Raw genomic sequence first — 15,605 nt, 5'->3', positions numbered from 1 at the left:
ACCGGTCTACTCAGGAGTCATTATGTCAGAATCAAAGTTGTTTACCCCGTTGAAAGTGGGTGCGGTAACCGTACCGAATCGCGTGTTTATGGCTCCGCTGACGCGTCTGCGCAGCATTGAACCGGGCGATATTCCTACCCCGCTGATGGGCGAATACTACCGCCAGCGCGCCAGCTCAGGCCTGATTATTTCCGAAGCTACACAGATCTCCGCTCAGGCTAAAGGCTACGCGGGCGCACCGGGCCTGCACAGCCCGGAGCAGATTGCCGCATGGAAAAAAATCACCGCCGGCGTACACGCGGAAAACGGGCGTATTGCCGTTCAGCTGTGGCACACCGGGCGCATTTCGCACAGCAGCATCCAGCCGGGTGGCGCCGCGCCGGTTGCGCCATCGGCCATTAGCGCGGGCACCCGTACCTCGCTGCGTGATGAAAACGGCCACGCTATTCGCGTAGACACCTCGATGCCGCGCGCGCTCGAAACCGCCGAGATCCCGGGGATCGTTGATGATTTCCGCCAGGCGGTAGGCAACGCCCGCGATGCCGGCTTTGACCTTGTCGAACTGCACTCCGCGCATGGCTACCTGCTGCACCAGTTCCTTTCCCCTTCTTCCAACCATCGTACTGACCAGTACGGCGGCAGCGTGGAAAATCGCGCTCGCCTGGTGCTGGAAGTGGTTGATGCGGCGAGTAAAGAGTGGAGCGCCGACCGTATCGGGATTCGCGTCTCGCCTATCGGCAGCTTCCAGAACGTCGATAATGGCCCGAATGAAGAAGCCGACGCGCTCTATCTCATCGAAGCGCTGGCCAAACGCGGTATTGCTTACCTGCATATGTCAGAGCCGGACTGGGCTGGCGGCCAACCGTACAGCGATGAATTCCGTCAGAAAGTCCGCGACCGCTTCCCGGGCGCTATTATCGGCGCTGGCGCCTACACGGTGGAAAAGGCAAACGATCTGATCGGTAAAGGCCTGATCGATGCCGTGGCCTTCGGTCGCGACTATATTGCCAACCCGGATCTGGTCGCGCGCCTGCAGAAGAAGGCCGCGCTGAACCCGCAGCGTCCGGAAAGCTTCTACGGCGGCGGCGCGGAAGGTTATACCGATTACCCTACCCTGTAATCCCTCCATTGATAGCGGCGGGTTATCGCCGCTATACTCAACACTCTGATGTATCAAAATAAACTGCATAGGGGACATTATGCGCTTACTTCACACCATGCTGCGCGTTAGCGACCTGCAACGTTCTATTGAGTTTTACACCAACGTGCTGGGCATGAAACTGCTGCGCACCAGCGAAAACACTGAGTATAAATACTCGCTGGCATTCGTGGGTTACGGCGAAGAGAGCGATACCGCCGTGATTGAGCTGACCTATAACTGGGGCGTTGATAAGTACGATCTCGGCAGCGCTTATGGCCATATCGCGCTCAGCGTTGAAAACGCGGCAGAAGCCTGCGAGCGTATCCGCCAGAACGGCGGCAACGTGACGCGTGAAGCCGGCCCGGTCAAAGGCGGCACCACCGTCATCGCCTTCGTCGAAGATCCGGATGGCTATAAAATTGAACTGATTGAAGAGAAAGACGCCGGAAAAGGCCTCGGCAACTAATCGGCTGCGGGCACCCGCGGTGCCTGCTGTTTTATCCCCTTCCTGCTGCAAGCCGCGGCAAAATTTGCCATAATGCGCGCTACTTTTTTCCAGCTAAGAGAATCTGATGTCCGAGAACGTTCAACTTAATGGTCTGTGCGACCGTTTTCGCGGTTTTTATCCTGTGGTAATCGATGTTGAAACCGCCGGGTTTAATGCCAAAACCGACGCCCTGCTGGAGATCGCCGCTATTACGTTGAAAATGGATGAGGAAGGCTGGCTGATGCCGGACGAAACGCTGCATTTTCATGTTGAGCCTTTTGAAGGCGCCAACCTGCAGCCCGAAGCGCTGGCTTTTAACGGTATTAACCCTAACGATCCCGAGCGCGGCGCGGTGAGCGAATATGATGCGCTGCACGCGATTTTTAAAATGGTCCGCAAGGGAATGAAAGAGAGCGACTGCAGCCGCGCGATTATGGTCGCGCATAATGCCACGTTCGATCACAGCTTTACCATGGCGGCGGCAGAGCGGGCTGGCCTGAAACGTAACCCCTTCCATCCGTTCGTGACCTTCGATACCGCGGCTCTGAGCGGCCTGGCGCTGGGTCAAACGGTGCTGTCGAAAGCCTGTATTGCCGCGGGAATGGCATTTGATGGTACGCAGGCACACTCGGCGCTTTATGATACCCAGCAAACCGCCCAGCTGTTCTGCGAAATCGTCAACCGCTGGAAGCGCCTTGGCGGCTGGCCATTACCCATGGCCGAAGAGTAAGCGATAAAAAAAGCGACTTCACCGGAAGTCGCTTTTTTATTGGCAGCCGAATTACTCTGCTTTCGGTTCGTCAGTCTTGTACTTCGCGGCCGTTTCTTTGATCAGCTGCTGCAGTTCACCGCGCTGATACATTTCAATCACGATGTCACAGCCGCCGACCAGTTCACCGTCAACCCACAGCTGCGGGAAGGTCGGCCAGTTAGCGTATTTCGGCAGCTCTGCGCGGATGTCCGGATTTTGCAGGATATCGACGTAGGCAAAACGTTCGCCACAGGCGGAGAGCGCCTGAACGGCCTGAGCGGAGAAACCGCAGCTTGGCAGCTTCGGCGACCCTTTCATGTACAGCAGGATCGGGTTTTCAGCGATTTGACGTTGGATTTTTTCTAAAGTCGTGCTCATTGTCGTGCTTCCTTAAACTTCTTTACGGCAGTAATTTGTCATTGTAGCGCCCTGGGCGCAGGACCGATAATAACATTTTTTTCACTTGCCACATTTTATCTTCTGTCGGCATAAGTTGCCTTAAAAATATCATTTTATTGCTATACGCGGCAACGCATTGCGCGTTTTTCATGCGCGGGTACCGCTGACGGAAGCATTTTTTTGCAAATGTTAACCAAACGAGACGTTAGATACAAAAGAGTAGTAACTCTCCACGATTTTATGCTTTAGAATCGATGCGGTTTGTCATTCATCGTCAGGCATCTGTATATGTCTGTAATTTAATCAGGGGATTGCTCAGTGGCGCGTCTTAACAAAATCGCGATTTCGCTCTGTGCATTACTTTTCACATCTATTTCACTTACGCCGCTGGCGCATGCTTCCGGGCATACGCACGCTTCGGCCACGCCAAAAGCGCATCCGGCCAAGGGCACGACCGCAGAGCGTAAGAAAAAAGCAGCCAGTTCTAAAAGTAAAACCACCGCCAAAACCCCCAGCAAGAAAACGTCGACCGCCAGCCGCAGCAAATCAACCGCGTCACGCCAGACTGCCAGCGCCACAAAAAAATGCGTTCTGCGCAAAGGCTATAAAAAACTGTGCGCCAGTTCGACAAGGTCGATAGCGGAAAGCAAGATGGCAACCGCAAGCGTGCAGAAAAAGTGCGTGGTGCGTAAAGGCTATAAAACCCGCTGCAAACCGGTTGCCGACGAGCCGCAGCTGACCATCGCCGACGCGCATAAAGCTCGGGTACAAAAGGCGCAAAGCACCGCCATGTCCAAGCTGATGGATCAGATTGGCAAACCCTATCGCTGGGGCGGCACCTCTCCGCGTACCGGGTTTGATTGTAGCGGTCTGGTCTATTATGCCTATAAGGACCTGGTTAAAATTCACATTCCGCGCACCGCCAATGAGATGTATCACCTGCGCGACGCCCGTCCTGTGGATCGCGGTGAGCTGCAAAGCGGGGATCTCGTCTTCTTCCGCACCCGCGGGCGCGGCACTGCCGATCACGTCGGGGTTTACGTTGGCAACGGCAAATTTATCCAGTCTCCGCGTACCGGCCGCGACATTCAGATCACCTCATTAAGCGACGATTACTGGGTACGCCACTACGTGGGCGCGCGTCGCGTCATGACGCCGAAAACCATTCGCTAATTGTGCCTTGTCGCTGCGGCGGCAGGGTAACTCTCTCTTTTGCCACATCTTTTAATTTGCTACTATTATTACCCTGCGTAATACATGGTTATTACGCAGGCAAACTATAAAAAGGAGAGTAGCAATGTCGTTCGAATTACCTGCATTACCATATGCAAAAGACGCCCTGGCGCCGCACATTTCCGCAGAAACCCTGGAATACCACTACGGTAAACACCACCAGGCCTACGTCACCAACCTGAATAACCTGATCAAAGGCACCCCGTTTGAAGGCAAAACCCTGGAAGAGATCGTGCGTTCTTCCGATGGCGGCGTTTTTAACAACGCCGCTCAGGTCTGGAACCACACCTTCTACTGGAACTGCCTCGCGCCGAACGCCGGCGGCGAACCGCAAGGCGAACTGGCGGCGGCTATCGCTAAGTCCTTCGGCAGCTTCGCTGATTTCAAAGCCAAATTCACCGACGCAGCGGTAAAAAACTTCGGCGCAGGCTGGACCTGGCTGGTGAAAAACGCCGACGGTAGCCTGGCTATTGTCTCCACCAGCAACGCCGGTACGCCGCTGACCAGCGACGCGACTCCGCTGCTGACCGTGGATGTCTGGGAACACGCTTATTACATCGACTACCGTAACGCCCGTCCGAACTATCTGGAGCACTTCTGGGCGCTGGTAAACTGGAAGTTTGTTGCTGCTAATCTGGCTGCATAAAAGCAAACCGCAGAAGCCTTGCAGCTTCTGCGGTTATTGTATGACTTCACGCAATATTAACGGTTGGCGAACGCCTCTTCCGGCTGCGCCCGGCCGCTGAACAGCACCAGCAGTAGCGCCACGCCTGCGATAATCGCCCCCATCACCGGGACAAAGGCATAGCCCAGGCCGCCAGAGATGACCGCGCCGCCCGCCGCCGCGCCCAGCGCGTTTCCGAGGTTAAAAGCCCCAATATTGACCGATGATGACAGCCCCGGCGCTTCGTGGGCGACGCGCATCACGCGCATCTGCAAAGGCGGCACCACCGCAAAGGTCGCCGCGCCCCAGACCACCATACTGATTGCCGCGCCCATCTGCGATTGCGCCAGCAGCGGGATCGCCAGCATGATAACCATCAGCAGCAGCAGAAAGCCCTTCAGCGTCCCGCTAACGGAACGGTCGGCAAACTTACCGCCAAGGTAGTTACCCAGCGAGAAGCCGACGCCAATCAGCACCAGCATGGCGGTCACAAACAGCGGAGAGGCGTGGGTGATGGTATGCAAAACGGGAGAAATATAGGTATAAAGCGTGAACATCGCCCCTGCCCCCAGTACCGTCGTCAGCAGCGCCGACAGCACCTGCGGACGCATCAGCACGGAAAGCTCCTGCTTGACGTCAGGGCGCTCGCCGGCGCTGCCCTTCGGTAGAGAAAACCACAGACCGATAATCGCAATCACGCCCAGCCCCGCCGTGGCAAGAAACGACATCCGCCAGCCGATGGTTTCGCCCAGCCAGGTCGCCGCGGGAACGCCGCCGATATTCGCTATCGTCAGCCCCATAAACATCGTCGCCACGGCGCTGGCCTGTTTGTGTTTTGGCACAACGCTCGCCGCCACCACTGAACCCAGGCCGAAGAAGGCGCCGTGGTTAAGGCTGGTAATAATGCGCGACAGCAGCAGCGTGGTGTAATCCGGAGCAATGGAAGAGAGTACGTTACCGAGGGTAAAAATCGCCATCAGAAAGATCAGCGCATTTCTGCGCGCGCGGTGGGAGAGCAGCAGAGTCATCAGCGGCGCGCCGACCATCACGCCGATGGCATAGGCGCTAATCAGCATTCCCGCCGCCGGAATCGAAACGTCCACGCCTTTAGCGATAACCGGTAATAGCCCCATCGGGGAGAACTCGGTTGTGCCGATACCAAAGGCACCGATCGCCAGCGCGAGCAGGGGAAAATTGATTTTCATGCAGGGACTCCATCAGGCCGCCTTCCGCGACGGCATCTCATCAGAAGTCAAAAGCATGACATCAATCACAGAAAAACAAAAGTGAACGAAATGGCAAAAGATTTTTGCGAAAATGATAATAATGGCGGAGAGAAAGGGAGAGCGGCCCCTCCCTTATCGCATAATTAGTGCAGTACTGCAGTCAAACCTGCGGCAACAATCAAACCAAGAACAATAATCGTCGTCGTCAGCGAAAACTTTAAATTTGTATCCATCAATTTTCCCCCTGATTATCCCCACATGAAAAGTGAGCTTGCTCATTTTTACACAGAATAGCGTAAAAATCTTCCGAGATTTAGAGTGATGCACATTTTTGCTCTTCCCCTTTGCCCCAAGATCGGACAAAATCCCACGCTAATTTGAAAGCGTATCGGCCATTGACCCCTTCCTGTCGTTCTGTGTCGTTTTCCCGACGTGATGCCATGCTCAATTTTGGCGCCAGGGTGTGTACAGGCAAACGTTTACGTACCGATAAACAGACGATCAGGTCAAGGTCTGGAGTGAGAAGTAATGGCAACTATTAAAGATGTAGCGAAGCGCGCAAACGTTTCCACTACAACAGTGTCACATGTGATTAACAAAACCCGATTCGTTGCGGAAGAGACGCGCAATGCGGTGTGGGCGGCAATAAAAGAACTGCATTACTCCCCCAGCGCCGTTGCCCGCAGCCTGAAGGTCAATCACACCAAATCTATTGGTCTGCTGGCAACCAGCAGCGAAGCGGCCTATTTCGCTGAGATTATCGAAGCCGTCGAGAAGAGCTGCTTCCAGAAGGGCTACACCCTGATCCTCGGCAACGCGTGGAACGACCCTGAGAAACAGCGCGCCTATCTGTCAATGATGGCGCAGAAACGCGTAGACGGCCTGCTGGTGATGTGCTCCGAGTATCCGGAGTCGGTGTTAAGCATGCTGGAAGAGTATCGTCATATTCCGATGGTAGTGATGGACTGGGGCGAGGCAAAAGCCGACTTCACCGACTCGGTTGTCGATAACGCCTTTGAAGGCGGCTATATCGCCGGGCGCTACCTTATTGAACGCGGGCATCGCGATATCGGCGTGATCCCCGGCCCGCTGGAGCGTAACACCGGCGCAGGCCGGCTGGCAGGTTTTATGAAAGCGATGGAAGAGGCGCAGATTAGCGTTCCGGAAAACTGGATTGTGCAGGGCGATTTTGAGCCGGAATCCGGCTACCGCGCCATGCAGCAGATTCTCGGCCAGCACCCTCGCCCAACGGCCATCTTCTGCGGCGGGGATATTATGGCGATGGGCGCCATCTGCGCGGCGGATGAAATGGGTCTGCGCGTGCCGCAGGATATTTCGCTGATCGGTTATGATAACGTGCGCAACGCCCGCTACTTTAGCCCGGCGCTGACCACCATTCATCAGCCTAAAGACTCTCTTGGCGAAGCGGCGTTTAACATGCTGCTGGACCGCATCGTTAATAAGCGTGAAATCTCGCAGTCGATTGAAGTCCACCCTCGCCTGGTCGAGCGCCGTTCCGTGGCCGATGGCCCGTTTGTTGATTATCGCCGTTAACCTTTCCCGCGGCGTCGGTCATTCCGGCGCCCGCAGCCACTCCCGGTTTAGCGTTTCGCTATCGCCAAGGTAATCCAGCAGCCATAGCAGCGCCGGCGAGGCATCGCTTTGCTGCCACGTCAGGCAGCATGCGGCGTCCGGGAAGGGGTTCTCCAGCTCCAGCGCCGTCCATGCGCCGCTATCAAGCCACGGGCGCGCTAAATGCCCGGGTACCATACCGACGCACAGTCCGGCGGAGAGACAGGTTTCTGAGGCATCCCAGTCCGGCACCACCACCCTCTTCTGGTTATCCAGCAGCCAGGTGGTCCGCTTCGGCAGCGAGCGCGAGGTATCCTCCCTGACCAGCGACGGCCAGTTGCGCAGGACGTCATCGCTCAGAGGCCCGGCCATTTTGGCCAGCGGATGGTGGCTCGCGACGACGCAGTCCCAGCTCAGCATTCCCATATCGCGAAAGGCGTAGCGGCCCCCTACCGGAATTGAGCGCGTCGCGCCGATGGCCAGCTCCACGCGACCGTCGGCGAGCGCATCCCAGACGCCGTTGAACACCTCCTGAAAAACAATCAGTTCGACGTCATCAAAATGACGATAGAAATCAACGATCATCTGCCGCATGCGCGTGGGTTTAACGATATTATCCACCGCAATAGAGAGCTGCCCGCGCCAGCCGTTGGCTATCTGCTGGCACTGCTGGCGGGTGATCTGCATTTTTTTGATAACAGAGCGCCCCTCCTGTAAAAACCAGACGCCGGCCGGCGTTAATTCCACATCACGATGACGGCGTTCGAACAGCGGTACCGCCAGCCACTCCTCCAGCTGACGCACGGTATAGCTGACGGCCGAGGGTACGCGGTGCAGTTCCTGCGCTGCGGCGCTAAAGCTGCCGTTACGGGCGACAGCATCGACAACTTCAAGCGAGTATTCGGACCACATTTTCTGCCTGCAAAATTTTTGAATTCACCTGACAAATATTAGCGTTTCACAAGCCTTAATGCACTCCCTACACTCTGCGCCATCGTACCTGCAACAATAAAAAGAGAAGATGATGCAACAACCTGGGAAAGGATTTTTAGTCTGGCTGGCAGGACTCAGCGTACTGGGCTTTCTGGCGACCGATATGTATCTTCCGGCTTTCGCCGCCATGCAACAAGATTTGAACACTTCTGCGGCCTCCGTCAGCGCCAGCCTGAGCCTGTTCCTGGCAGGCTTTGCGCTGGGCCAGCTTTTCTGGGGGCCCCTTTCCGATCGCTATGGCCGCAAGCCGGTGCTGTTGAGCGGGCTGGCGATTTTTGCTATCGGCTGTCTGGGGATGCTGTGGGTTCGCGATGCCAACCTGATGCTCGCGCTGCGATTTATTCAGGCCCTGGGGGTTTGCGCCGCCGCGGTGACCTGGCAGGCGATGGTCACCGATTATTATCCAGCGCAAAGAACCAACCGGATTTTCGCCGCCATTATGCCGCTGGTCGGTTTATCGCCCGCGCTGGCGCCGCTGCTCGGCAGCTGGCTGCTGGTCCATTTTGAATGGCAGGCTATTTTTGCCGTGCTGTTCGCGATTACCCTGCTGCTGATGCTGCCCGCCCTGCGCCTGAAGCCAGCGAATAAACCGGTTGCCAGCGCCCAGCAGAAGCTCACGTTTCTCACCCTGCTGCGCTCGCGCGAATATAGCGGTAACGTGCTCATCTACGCCGCCTGTTCCGCCAGCTTTTTTGCCTGGCTGACGGGGTCGCCGTTTATTCTTCATGAGATGGGCTATGGCCCGACCGTTATCGGCCTGAGCTACGTTCCGCAAACTATCGCGTTTCTGGTGGGCGGTTATGGCTGCCGCGCGGCGCTGCAAAAATGGCAGGGCCAGCAAATTCTGCCCTGGCTGTTGGCGATTTTCGCCCTCAGCGTCGCCGCCACCTGGCTGGTAGGCCTGCGGGAAAACGCCACGCTCGTTGGTTTGATGATTCCGTTCTGCGCCATGGCGGTGGTGAATGGCGGTATTTACCCTATCGTCGTCGCGCAGGCCCTGAAGCCATTCCCGCAGGCGACCGGCCGCGCCGCTGCGCTGCAAAACACCCTGCAGCTTGGCCTCTGTTTCCTTACCAGCCTGCTGGTCTCGACGCTGATTGCCACCCCGCTGCAAACGACCACCAGCGTGATGCTGGTCTCCATCGTGCTGGCCGGGATGGGCTACCGCATGCAGCACAAAGCCGCGCATCTGGCAACAAAATCGTCACATGCTTAAGGTAATGTACTGATAGTGATAAGATCCAGTAATTAGCTTGCTAAGATATTTTTGTTGAAAGCCTGTTTTTAGCGGCCTATACTGGATCCGGCGTCACATAAATAGAAAACTAATTGATTTTAACGGGAGCAGGATGCATCCCGTTTCACCATGGAAGGCCTTTCGGCAAGGGTTATCTCCCTTCCTCTGTTCTACGTCGGATAGCAGCCTCACGGATTATCCGTGAGATTTCTCACAAAGCCAAAAAAGCGTCTACGCTGTTTTAAGGTTCTGATCACTTGGGCGTGATGGAGAAGCTATGAGTTCATCGTGTATAGAAGAAGTAAGTGTACCAAATGATGACTGGTACCGAATTGCAGCTGAATTATTAGGCCGTGCGGGCATTGAAATTAATGGTCCTGCTCCCTCCGACCTGCGAATTAAAAACCCTCTCTTTTTTAAGCGCGTTTTACAGGAAGGGTCGCTGGGGTTAGGCGAGAGCTATATGGACGGCTGGTGGGATTGTGAGCGGCTGGATATATTTTTCCATAAAGTTTTACGCGCCGGTCTGGAAAATCAGCTTCCCCATCATTTCAAAGATACCTTGCGTATCGCCAGCGCACGCTTATTCAATCTGCAAAGCAAAAAGCGGTCCTGGATTGTCGGTAAAGAGCATTACGATTTAGGTAACGATCTCTTCAGCCGCATGCTTGACCCTTATATGCAGTACTCTTGCGCTTACTGGAAAGACGCGCAGACTCTCGATGACGCGCAGCAGGCAAAATTAGATCTGATCTGCCGTAAACTTGAGCTTGAGCCAGGGATGCGGGTGCTGGATATCGGCTGCGGCTGGGGCGGGCTGGCTTACTACATGGCCAAACATTACCAGGTCAGCGTGGTTGGCGTGACCATCTCGGCAGAGCAGCAGAAAATGGCGCAGCAGCGCTGCGCGGACCTCGACGTCACCATTCTGCTCCAGGACTATCGCGACCTGCACGAAAGCTTCGATCGTATTGTTTCCGTCGGCATGTTCGAACATGTCGGGCCTAAAAATTACGCCACCTATTTTGATGTGGTCGATCGTAATCTGAAACCCGACGGTCGTTTCCTGCTGCATACCATCGGTTCGAAAAAAACCGATCATAGCGTTGACCCGTGGATTAACAAATATATCTTCCCTAACGGCTGCCTGCCGTCGGTGCGCCATATTGCCGAAGCCAGCGAATCGCATTTCGTTATGGAAGACTGGCATAATTTTGGTGCCGACTACGACACGACGCTGATGGCCTGGTATGAGCGCTTCCTCGCCAGCTGGCCGGAAATCGCCGACAACTACTCGGAACGCTTCAAACGTATGTTTAGCTATTATCTGAATGCCTGCGCTGGCGCTTTCCGCGCGCGCGATATTCAGCTCTGGCAGGTGGTTTTTTCTCGCGGGGCCGAACACGGCCTGCGCGTGGCCCGCTAAAAATATCCCCCGCATCGGCGGGGGTATTTTTTACTCGGCCGCCGTTTTCAGTGCCGCCTCTTTCGCCGCCAGCACGCGCTCGACGGTATCGATGACCGCCTGAGTCTGCGGATCGATTTCAATATTCACCCGATCGCCCAGCTTTTTCACCCCAAGCGTGGTGCGCTGCAGCGTTTCCGGAATTAAATGAACGCAAAAGCGGGTTGGCGTCACTTCACCGACGGTGAGGCTAATCCCATCTACGCCGATATAGCCTTTATAGAGGATATATTTCATCAACGTCGGGTCCTGAACCTTAAACCAGATCTGGCGGTTATTTTCCGAGGTGAGAATTTTCACTACTTCCGCGGTGGTCATAATATGGCCGGACATCAGGTGACCGCCAATTTCATCGCTGAATTTCGCCGCGCGCTCAACGTTAACGCTGTCGCCCTCGCCAACCTCGCCCAGATTAGTTATACGCAGGGTCTCTTTCATCAGGTCAAAACTCACTCGCGCGCCGTCTATATGGGTGACGGTCAAGCAGCAGCCGTTGTGCGCTACGGAAGCCCCGGTTTCGAGCCCCGCCAGCATATGCTCAGGCAGCTCCACGACGTGGGTGCGAAAGTTAGGTTTTTCATCGATCGCCACCACTTTGGCGGTCCCCTGCACAATACCGGTAAACATATTTTGCTCCTGTATAAATTCGTGACGGTATCAGTACCGTTTTAGGCTATGACGAACAATAACAGGTGGCAAAACAGGTTGCCAGCGCACAACGTGCAGTGGAATTTTTTCACTGGCTAAATGGCTAATCCTCGCTACAATAGTCTGGCAAATCCCTCTGCTTTTCTTCTTGCTGCCACATATGGCGGCTTTTTTAGTCCTCCAATAACAACAATATAAAGGTGTTTACGTGCAGAAGTATTTTATTGAAGCGCGTCAGTTATTATCACTGGCTATACCCGTTATACTCGCCCAGGTGGCGCAAACCGCCATGGGCTTTGTCGATACCGTTATGGCGGGTGGCTATAGCGCCACCGACATGGCGGCCGTCGCCATCGGTACCTCTATCTGGCTACCGGCGATCCTCTTTGGCCACGGCCTGCTGCTGGCCCTGACGCCCGTTATTGCCCAACTGAATGGTTCCGGCCGTCGCGAGCGTATTGCTCACCAGGTACGCCAGGGGTTCTGGCTGGCTGGCTTCGTCTCCCTCCTGGTGATGGTCGTGCTGTGGAACGCCGGTTACATTATCAGCTCAATGCATAACATCGACCCGGCGATGGCAGAGAAGGCGGTCGGCTACCTGCGGGCGCTGCTGTGGGGCGCGCCCGGCTATCTGTTCTTTCAGGTCGCTCGCAACCAGTGTGAAGGCCTGGCGAAAACCAAGCCGGGTATGGTAATGGGATTTATCGGTCTGCTGGTCAACATTCCGGTGAACTACATTTTTATCTACGGCCACTTTGGTATGCCGGAGCTCGGCGGTATCGGCTGCGGCGTGGCGACGGCATCGGTTTACTGGGTCATGTTTTTCAGCATGCTCTTCTGGGTGCGCCGCGCGCGTTCGATGCGCGATATTCATTACACAGAGCGCTTCAGTAAACCTGATTTCGCCGTCATCCAGCGTCTGGTACAGCTGGGCCTGCCGATTGCGCTGGCGCTGTTTTTCGAAGTGACCCTCTTCGCCGTCGTGGCGCTGCTGGTTTCGCCGTTGGGGATCGTTGACGTCGCCGGGCATCAGATAGCCCTCAACTTCAGCTCGCTGATGTTCGTCTTGCCGCTCTCGCTGGCGGCAGCGGTGACCATTCGCGTCGGTTTCCGTCTCGGGCAGGGTTCCACGCTGGAGGCCCAGACCTCGGCCAGAACCGGCGTCGGCGTCGGGGTGTGCATGGCCGTTTTCACGGCGGTTTTCACCATCCTGATGCGCAAGCAAATCGCGCTGCTGTATAACGATAATCCCGAGGTGGTTACCCTCGCGTCCCAGCTGATGCTGCTGGCGGCGATCTACCAGATTTCCGACTCCATTCAGGTGATCGGCAGCGGGATTCTGCGCGGCTACAAAGACACGCGTTCCATCTTCTTTATCACCTTTACCGCCTACTGGGTATTGGGACTGCCGAGCGGCTACCTGCTGGCGCTGACCGATATCGTGGTACCGCGCATGGGCCCCGCCGGGTTCTGGTGCGGCTTTATTATTGGCCTCACCTCCGCCGCCGTAATGATGATGCTGCGCATGCGTTTCCTGCAGCGTCAGCCTTCCAGCGTCATTTTACAACGCGCGGCGCGCTAGCCCGTCGCGGAAGCGAAGTCGCTATCCAACGGCGCTGATTCAGCGCCGTTTTCTCAAGCTGGTGAAGAAATATTCTTTTGCATCAGTAAAATATAACCAATATGGATAAAACTTCTGCGATCGTGAGAAATCTGGAAGAAAAGTGACGTTTGCCTCTTGCCACAACCCCTCCCTCCCGCTAATATGCGTCCCCGTTGCCACTGCAACATTGCGTTCATAGCTCAGTTGGTTAGAGCACCACCTTGACATGGTGGGGGTCGTTGGTTCGAGTCCAATTGAACGCACCATAATGCGTTTATAGCTCAGTTGGTTAGAGCACCACCTTGACATGGTGGGGGTCGTTGGTTCGAGTCCAATTAAACGCACCATAATGCGTCCGTAGCTCAGTTGGTTAGAGCACCACCTTGACATGGTGGGGGTCGGTGGTTCGAGTCCACTCGGACGCACCATTTCACAGCCTCGTGATCTGGTGCCTTTTATCTCCCGCATTGAAATATCCGAAAATTACTTTCAGCGCTGGCAATACGCTATTTTCTGATTTTTCCCGGTCGTGTCCTTAATATCTTTCACCATTCCGACAACTTATTTCCCGCGCTTATGTAAATTGACGTAAAGCCCTGCGCCGCGTCTACGCTGCATTTATTAACGCAGCGGCCCCGCCGATATTCCCTCGCGAATAAAAATCTTTCGTTAGATCATAACCCGTTATGCTGACATTCATTAAAAACAAGCGAAACGGTAACGGCAGTGCAATTCAGAGTATTTCAAAAAATATCACCACAAACCGGTTTGACTGTTCAAAAATAACGACTAAATTTAATTTCTGAACGACAACGGATACGTACCTATAGCGTATCTTCCTGACATAAACTCAACAACAGAGGTATGAAAATATGGCAGAACATCGTGGTGGTTCCGGTAATTTCGCTGAAGACCGTGATAAAGCATCTGAAGCAGGACGTAAAGGCGGTCAGCACAGCGGTGGTAACTTTAAAAACGATCCGCAGCGCGCATCTGAGGCCGGTAAAAAAGGCGGCCAAAATAGCCATGGCGGCGGGCGTAAATCTGATAATTCCTGATATTAATCGCCTCATTCTCTTGTAACTAAAAGAGTAACCTGCGAGTCTGCGGACTCGCAGTTATTCTCCGTGTATAAAGGTAATTAATATGAATATGAAGAGCATAGAAGACGTTTTTATTCATCTTTTATCGGATACGTATAGCGCAGAAAAACAATTAACCCGCGGCCTGGCGAAACTCGCCAGAGCGGCGTCCAGCGAACAGCTTAGCGCCGCGTTCAAAGCCCACCTGGAGGAGACTCAGGGGCAAATTGAACGTATCGATCAAATTGTCGAACAAGAGCCTGATATCAAAATCAAACGGATGAAATGCGTGGCGATGGAGGGGCTAATTGAAGAAGCTAACGAAGTTATTGAGAGCACGGAGAAAAATGAAGTGCGGGATGCGGCGTTAATTGCCGCTGCGCAAAAGGTTGAACATTATGAAATTGCCAGCTACGGCACTCTCGCCACTTTAGCAGAACAGCTTGGCTATAAAAAAGCGGTTAAACTTTTAGCGGAAACGTTAGAAGAAGAAAAATCAACCGACCTTAAATTAACTGACCTGGCGGTCGGCAATATTAATAAAGACGCCCAAAATAAATAGCCAGATGGTAAACCAATATTAAGGAGTTGATTATGAATTATCTTGAACATTATCACGACTGGCTACGCGATGCGCATGCAATGGAAAAACAGGCAGAATCTATGCTGGAATCCATGGCGAGCCGCATCGATAATTATCCTGACCTGCGCAGCAGAATTCAACAGCACGTAACTGAAACCAAACGCCAAATTACGGTACTGGAGGAGATTCTGGATCGTAATAATATATCACGCTCGGTGCTGAAGGATTCCATGAGCAAAATGGCCGCGTTGGGCCAATCCATTGGCGGGATGTTCCCTTCCGATGAAATCGTTAAAGGGTCAATTAGCGGTTATGTATTTGAGCAGTTTGAAATTGCCTGTTATACCTCCCTGCTTGCCGCCGCGAATAAAGCCGGCGACACCGCCTCAATCCCCGCCATCGAATCGATTCTGGCAGAAGAGCGGGCCATGGCCGACTGGCTGCTGAAACATATTCCGCAAACGACGGAAGAGTTCCTTCTGCGCTCTGAAGCCGAAGGCGTTGAAGCGAAAAAATAAGCA

The 15,605-nt window shown here is 54.5% G+C and carries 17 protein-coding genes and 3 tRNA genes; 15 read left to right on the top strand and 5 right to left on the bottom strand.

The genetic code is table 11. The annotated features are described in order from the left end of the window. The first annotated feature begins 22 nt into the window (after positions 1–22). The 3 genes from ACESQ2_RS07450 to rnt all read left to right on the top strand — a co-directional run bounded on the left by ACESQ2_RS07450 (position 23) and on the right by rnt (position 2,358). Positions 23–1,120: an alkene reductase gene (locus tag ACESQ2_RS07450; RefSeq protein WP_004851469.1), complete on the top strand. Its 1,098-nt coding sequence runs from the start codon at positions 23–25 to the stop codon at positions 1,118–1,120. A gap of 79 nt (positions 1,121–1,199) precedes the next feature. Further along, positions 1,200–1,607, top strand: a complete 408-nt coding sequence (gloA, locus tag ACESQ2_RS07445) for a lactoylglutathione lyase (RefSeq protein ID WP_046878481.1) — start codon at positions 1,200–1,202, stop codon at positions 1,605–1,607. Positions 1,608–1,713: 106 nt separating this feature from the next. Further along, positions 1,714–2,358, top strand: coding sequence for a ribonuclease T (gene rnt / locus ACESQ2_RS07440; RefSeq protein ID WP_004851472.1), 645 nt, complete (start codon positions 1,714–1,716; stop codon positions 2,356–2,358). A 51-nt stretch (positions 2,359–2,409) separates the two neighbouring features. On the opposite strand, the gene grxD is transcribed toward rnt, so the two are convergent. Further along, a complete protein-coding gene (gene grxD, locus ACESQ2_RS07435) occupies positions 2,410–2,757 on the bottom strand; it encodes a monothiol glutaredoxin 4 (RefSeq protein ID WP_004102692.1) in 348 nt (115 codons plus the stop codon). A 339-nt stretch (positions 2,758–3,096) separates the two neighbouring features. On the opposite strand from grxD, the gene ACESQ2_RS07430 reads away from it, so the two are divergent. Together ACESQ2_RS07430 and sodB are read left to right on the top strand one after the other, a co-directional pair. Continuing rightward, positions 3,097–3,951 carry a C40 family peptidase gene (locus ACESQ2_RS07430; RefSeq protein WP_014229604.1) on the top strand — a complete coding sequence of 285 codons (855 nt, stop codon included), beginning with the start codon at positions 3,097–3,099 and terminating at the stop codon, positions 3,949–3,951. Positions 3,952–4,075: 124 nt separating this feature from the next. Then, positions 4,076–4,657, top strand: a complete 582-nt coding sequence (gene sodB / locus ACESQ2_RS07425; protein ID WP_004851476.1) for a superoxide dismutase [Fe] — start codon at positions 4,076–4,078, stop codon at positions 4,655–4,657. Positions 4,658–4,713: 56 nt separating this feature from the next. On the opposite strand, the gene ACESQ2_RS07420 is transcribed toward sodB, so the two are convergent. Further along, complete coding sequence (locus tag ACESQ2_RS07420; protein WP_049082852.1) at positions 4,714–5,880, bottom strand: MFS transporter; 1,167 nt, start codon at positions 5,878–5,880, stop codon at positions 4,714–4,716. A gap of 164 nt (positions 5,881–6,044) precedes the next feature. Beyond that, positions 6,045–6,134 carry a YnhF family membrane protein gene (locus ACESQ2_RS07415; RefSeq protein WP_049082851.1) on the bottom strand — a complete coding sequence of 30 codons (90 nt, stop codon included), beginning with the start codon at positions 6,132–6,134 and terminating at the stop codon, positions 6,045–6,047. A gap of 295 nt (positions 6,135–6,429) precedes the next feature. Here ACESQ2_RS07415 and purR point away from each other — a divergent pair, with 295 nt between their 5' ends. Beyond that, positions 6,430–7,455 carry an HTH-type transcriptional repressor PurR gene (gene purR, locus ACESQ2_RS07410; RefSeq protein WP_004851481.1) on the top strand — a complete coding sequence of 342 codons (1,026 nt, stop codon included), beginning with the start codon at positions 6,430–6,432 and terminating at the stop codon, positions 7,453–7,455. A gap of 18 nt (positions 7,456–7,473) precedes the next feature. On the opposite strand, the gene punR is transcribed toward purR, so the two are convergent. Then, positions 7,474–8,385 carry a DNA-binding transcriptional activator PunR gene (gene punR, locus ACESQ2_RS07405; RefSeq protein ID WP_004851483.1) on the bottom strand — a complete coding sequence of 304 codons (912 nt, stop codon included), beginning with the start codon at positions 8,383–8,385 and terminating at the stop codon, positions 7,474–7,476. A gap of 112 nt (positions 8,386–8,497) precedes the next feature. On the opposite strand from punR, the gene punC reads away from it, so the two are divergent. Together punC and cfa are read left to right on the top strand one after the other, a co-directional pair. Next, the gene (gene punC / locus ACESQ2_RS07400; protein ID WP_025105838.1) at positions 8,498–9,682 is read left to right on the top strand and encodes a purine nucleoside transporter PunC; all 1,185 of its coding nucleotides are present in this window, start codon (positions 8,498–8,500) and stop codon (positions 9,680–9,682) included. 298 nt (positions 9,683–9,980) lie between these two features. Further along, the gene (gene cfa, locus ACESQ2_RS07395; protein ID WP_014838673.1) at positions 9,981–11,129 is read left to right on the top strand and encodes a cyclopropane fatty acyl phospholipid synthase; all 1,149 of its coding nucleotides are present in this window, start codon (positions 9,981–9,983) and stop codon (positions 11,127–11,129) included. Positions 11,130–11,159: 30 nt separating this feature from the next. Here the strand turns inward: cfa and ACESQ2_RS07390 are convergent, their stop codons facing one another. After that, entirely contained in the window at positions 11,160–11,795 is a 636-nt protein-coding gene (locus ACESQ2_RS07390) for a riboflavin synthase (RefSeq protein WP_004851490.1), read from the bottom strand. A 229-nt stretch (positions 11,796–12,024) separates the two neighbouring features. Between ACESQ2_RS07390 and mdtK the strand changes: the two genes are divergently transcribed. From mdtK to ACESQ2_RS07355, 7 genes are all read left to right on the top strand, one after another. Then, positions 12,025–13,398, top strand: coding sequence for an MdtK family multidrug efflux MATE transporter (gene mdtK / locus ACESQ2_RS07385; RefSeq protein WP_348852321.1), 1,374 nt, complete (start codon positions 12,025–12,027; stop codon positions 13,396–13,398). 210 nt (positions 13,399–13,608) lie between these two features. Next, positions 13,609–13,685 (top strand) — tRNA-Val (locus tag ACESQ2_RS07380). A 4-nt stretch (positions 13,686–13,689) separates the two neighbouring features. Next, a tRNA-Val gene (locus tag ACESQ2_RS07375) sits at positions 13,690–13,766 on the top strand. A 4-nt stretch (positions 13,767–13,770) separates the two neighbouring features. Next, positions 13,771–13,847 (top strand) — tRNA-Val (locus ACESQ2_RS07370). 444 nt (positions 13,848–14,291) lie between these two features. After that, positions 14,292–14,477, top strand: coding sequence for a general stress protein (locus ACESQ2_RS07365; RefSeq protein ID WP_004136767.1), 186 nt, complete (start codon positions 14,292–14,294; stop codon positions 14,475–14,477). Positions 14,478–14,565: 88 nt separating this feature from the next. Further along, positions 14,566–15,063 carry a ferritin-like domain-containing protein gene (locus tag ACESQ2_RS07360; RefSeq protein WP_014229611.1) on the top strand — a complete coding sequence of 166 codons (498 nt, stop codon included), beginning with the start codon at positions 14,566–14,568 and terminating at the stop codon, positions 15,061–15,063. Between the two features lie 32 nt (positions 15,064–15,095). After that, positions 15,096–15,602, top strand: coding sequence for a ferritin-like domain-containing protein (locus tag ACESQ2_RS07355; RefSeq protein WP_009653688.1), 507 nt, complete (start codon positions 15,096–15,098; stop codon positions 15,600–15,602). The last annotated feature ends 3 nt before the right edge of the window (positions 15,603–15,605 follow it).

It is taken from the genome of Klebsiella sp. Q11 (genome assembly GCF_964241505.1).
In the GTDB taxonomy this organism is placed as follows: domain Bacteria; phylum Pseudomonadota; class Gammaproteobacteria; order Enterobacterales; family Enterobacteriaceae; genus Klebsiella; species Klebsiella michiganensis.
The sequence above is the reverse complement of the archived record's forward strand: the minus strand, read 5'-3'. Positions and strand labels throughout refer to the sequence as shown.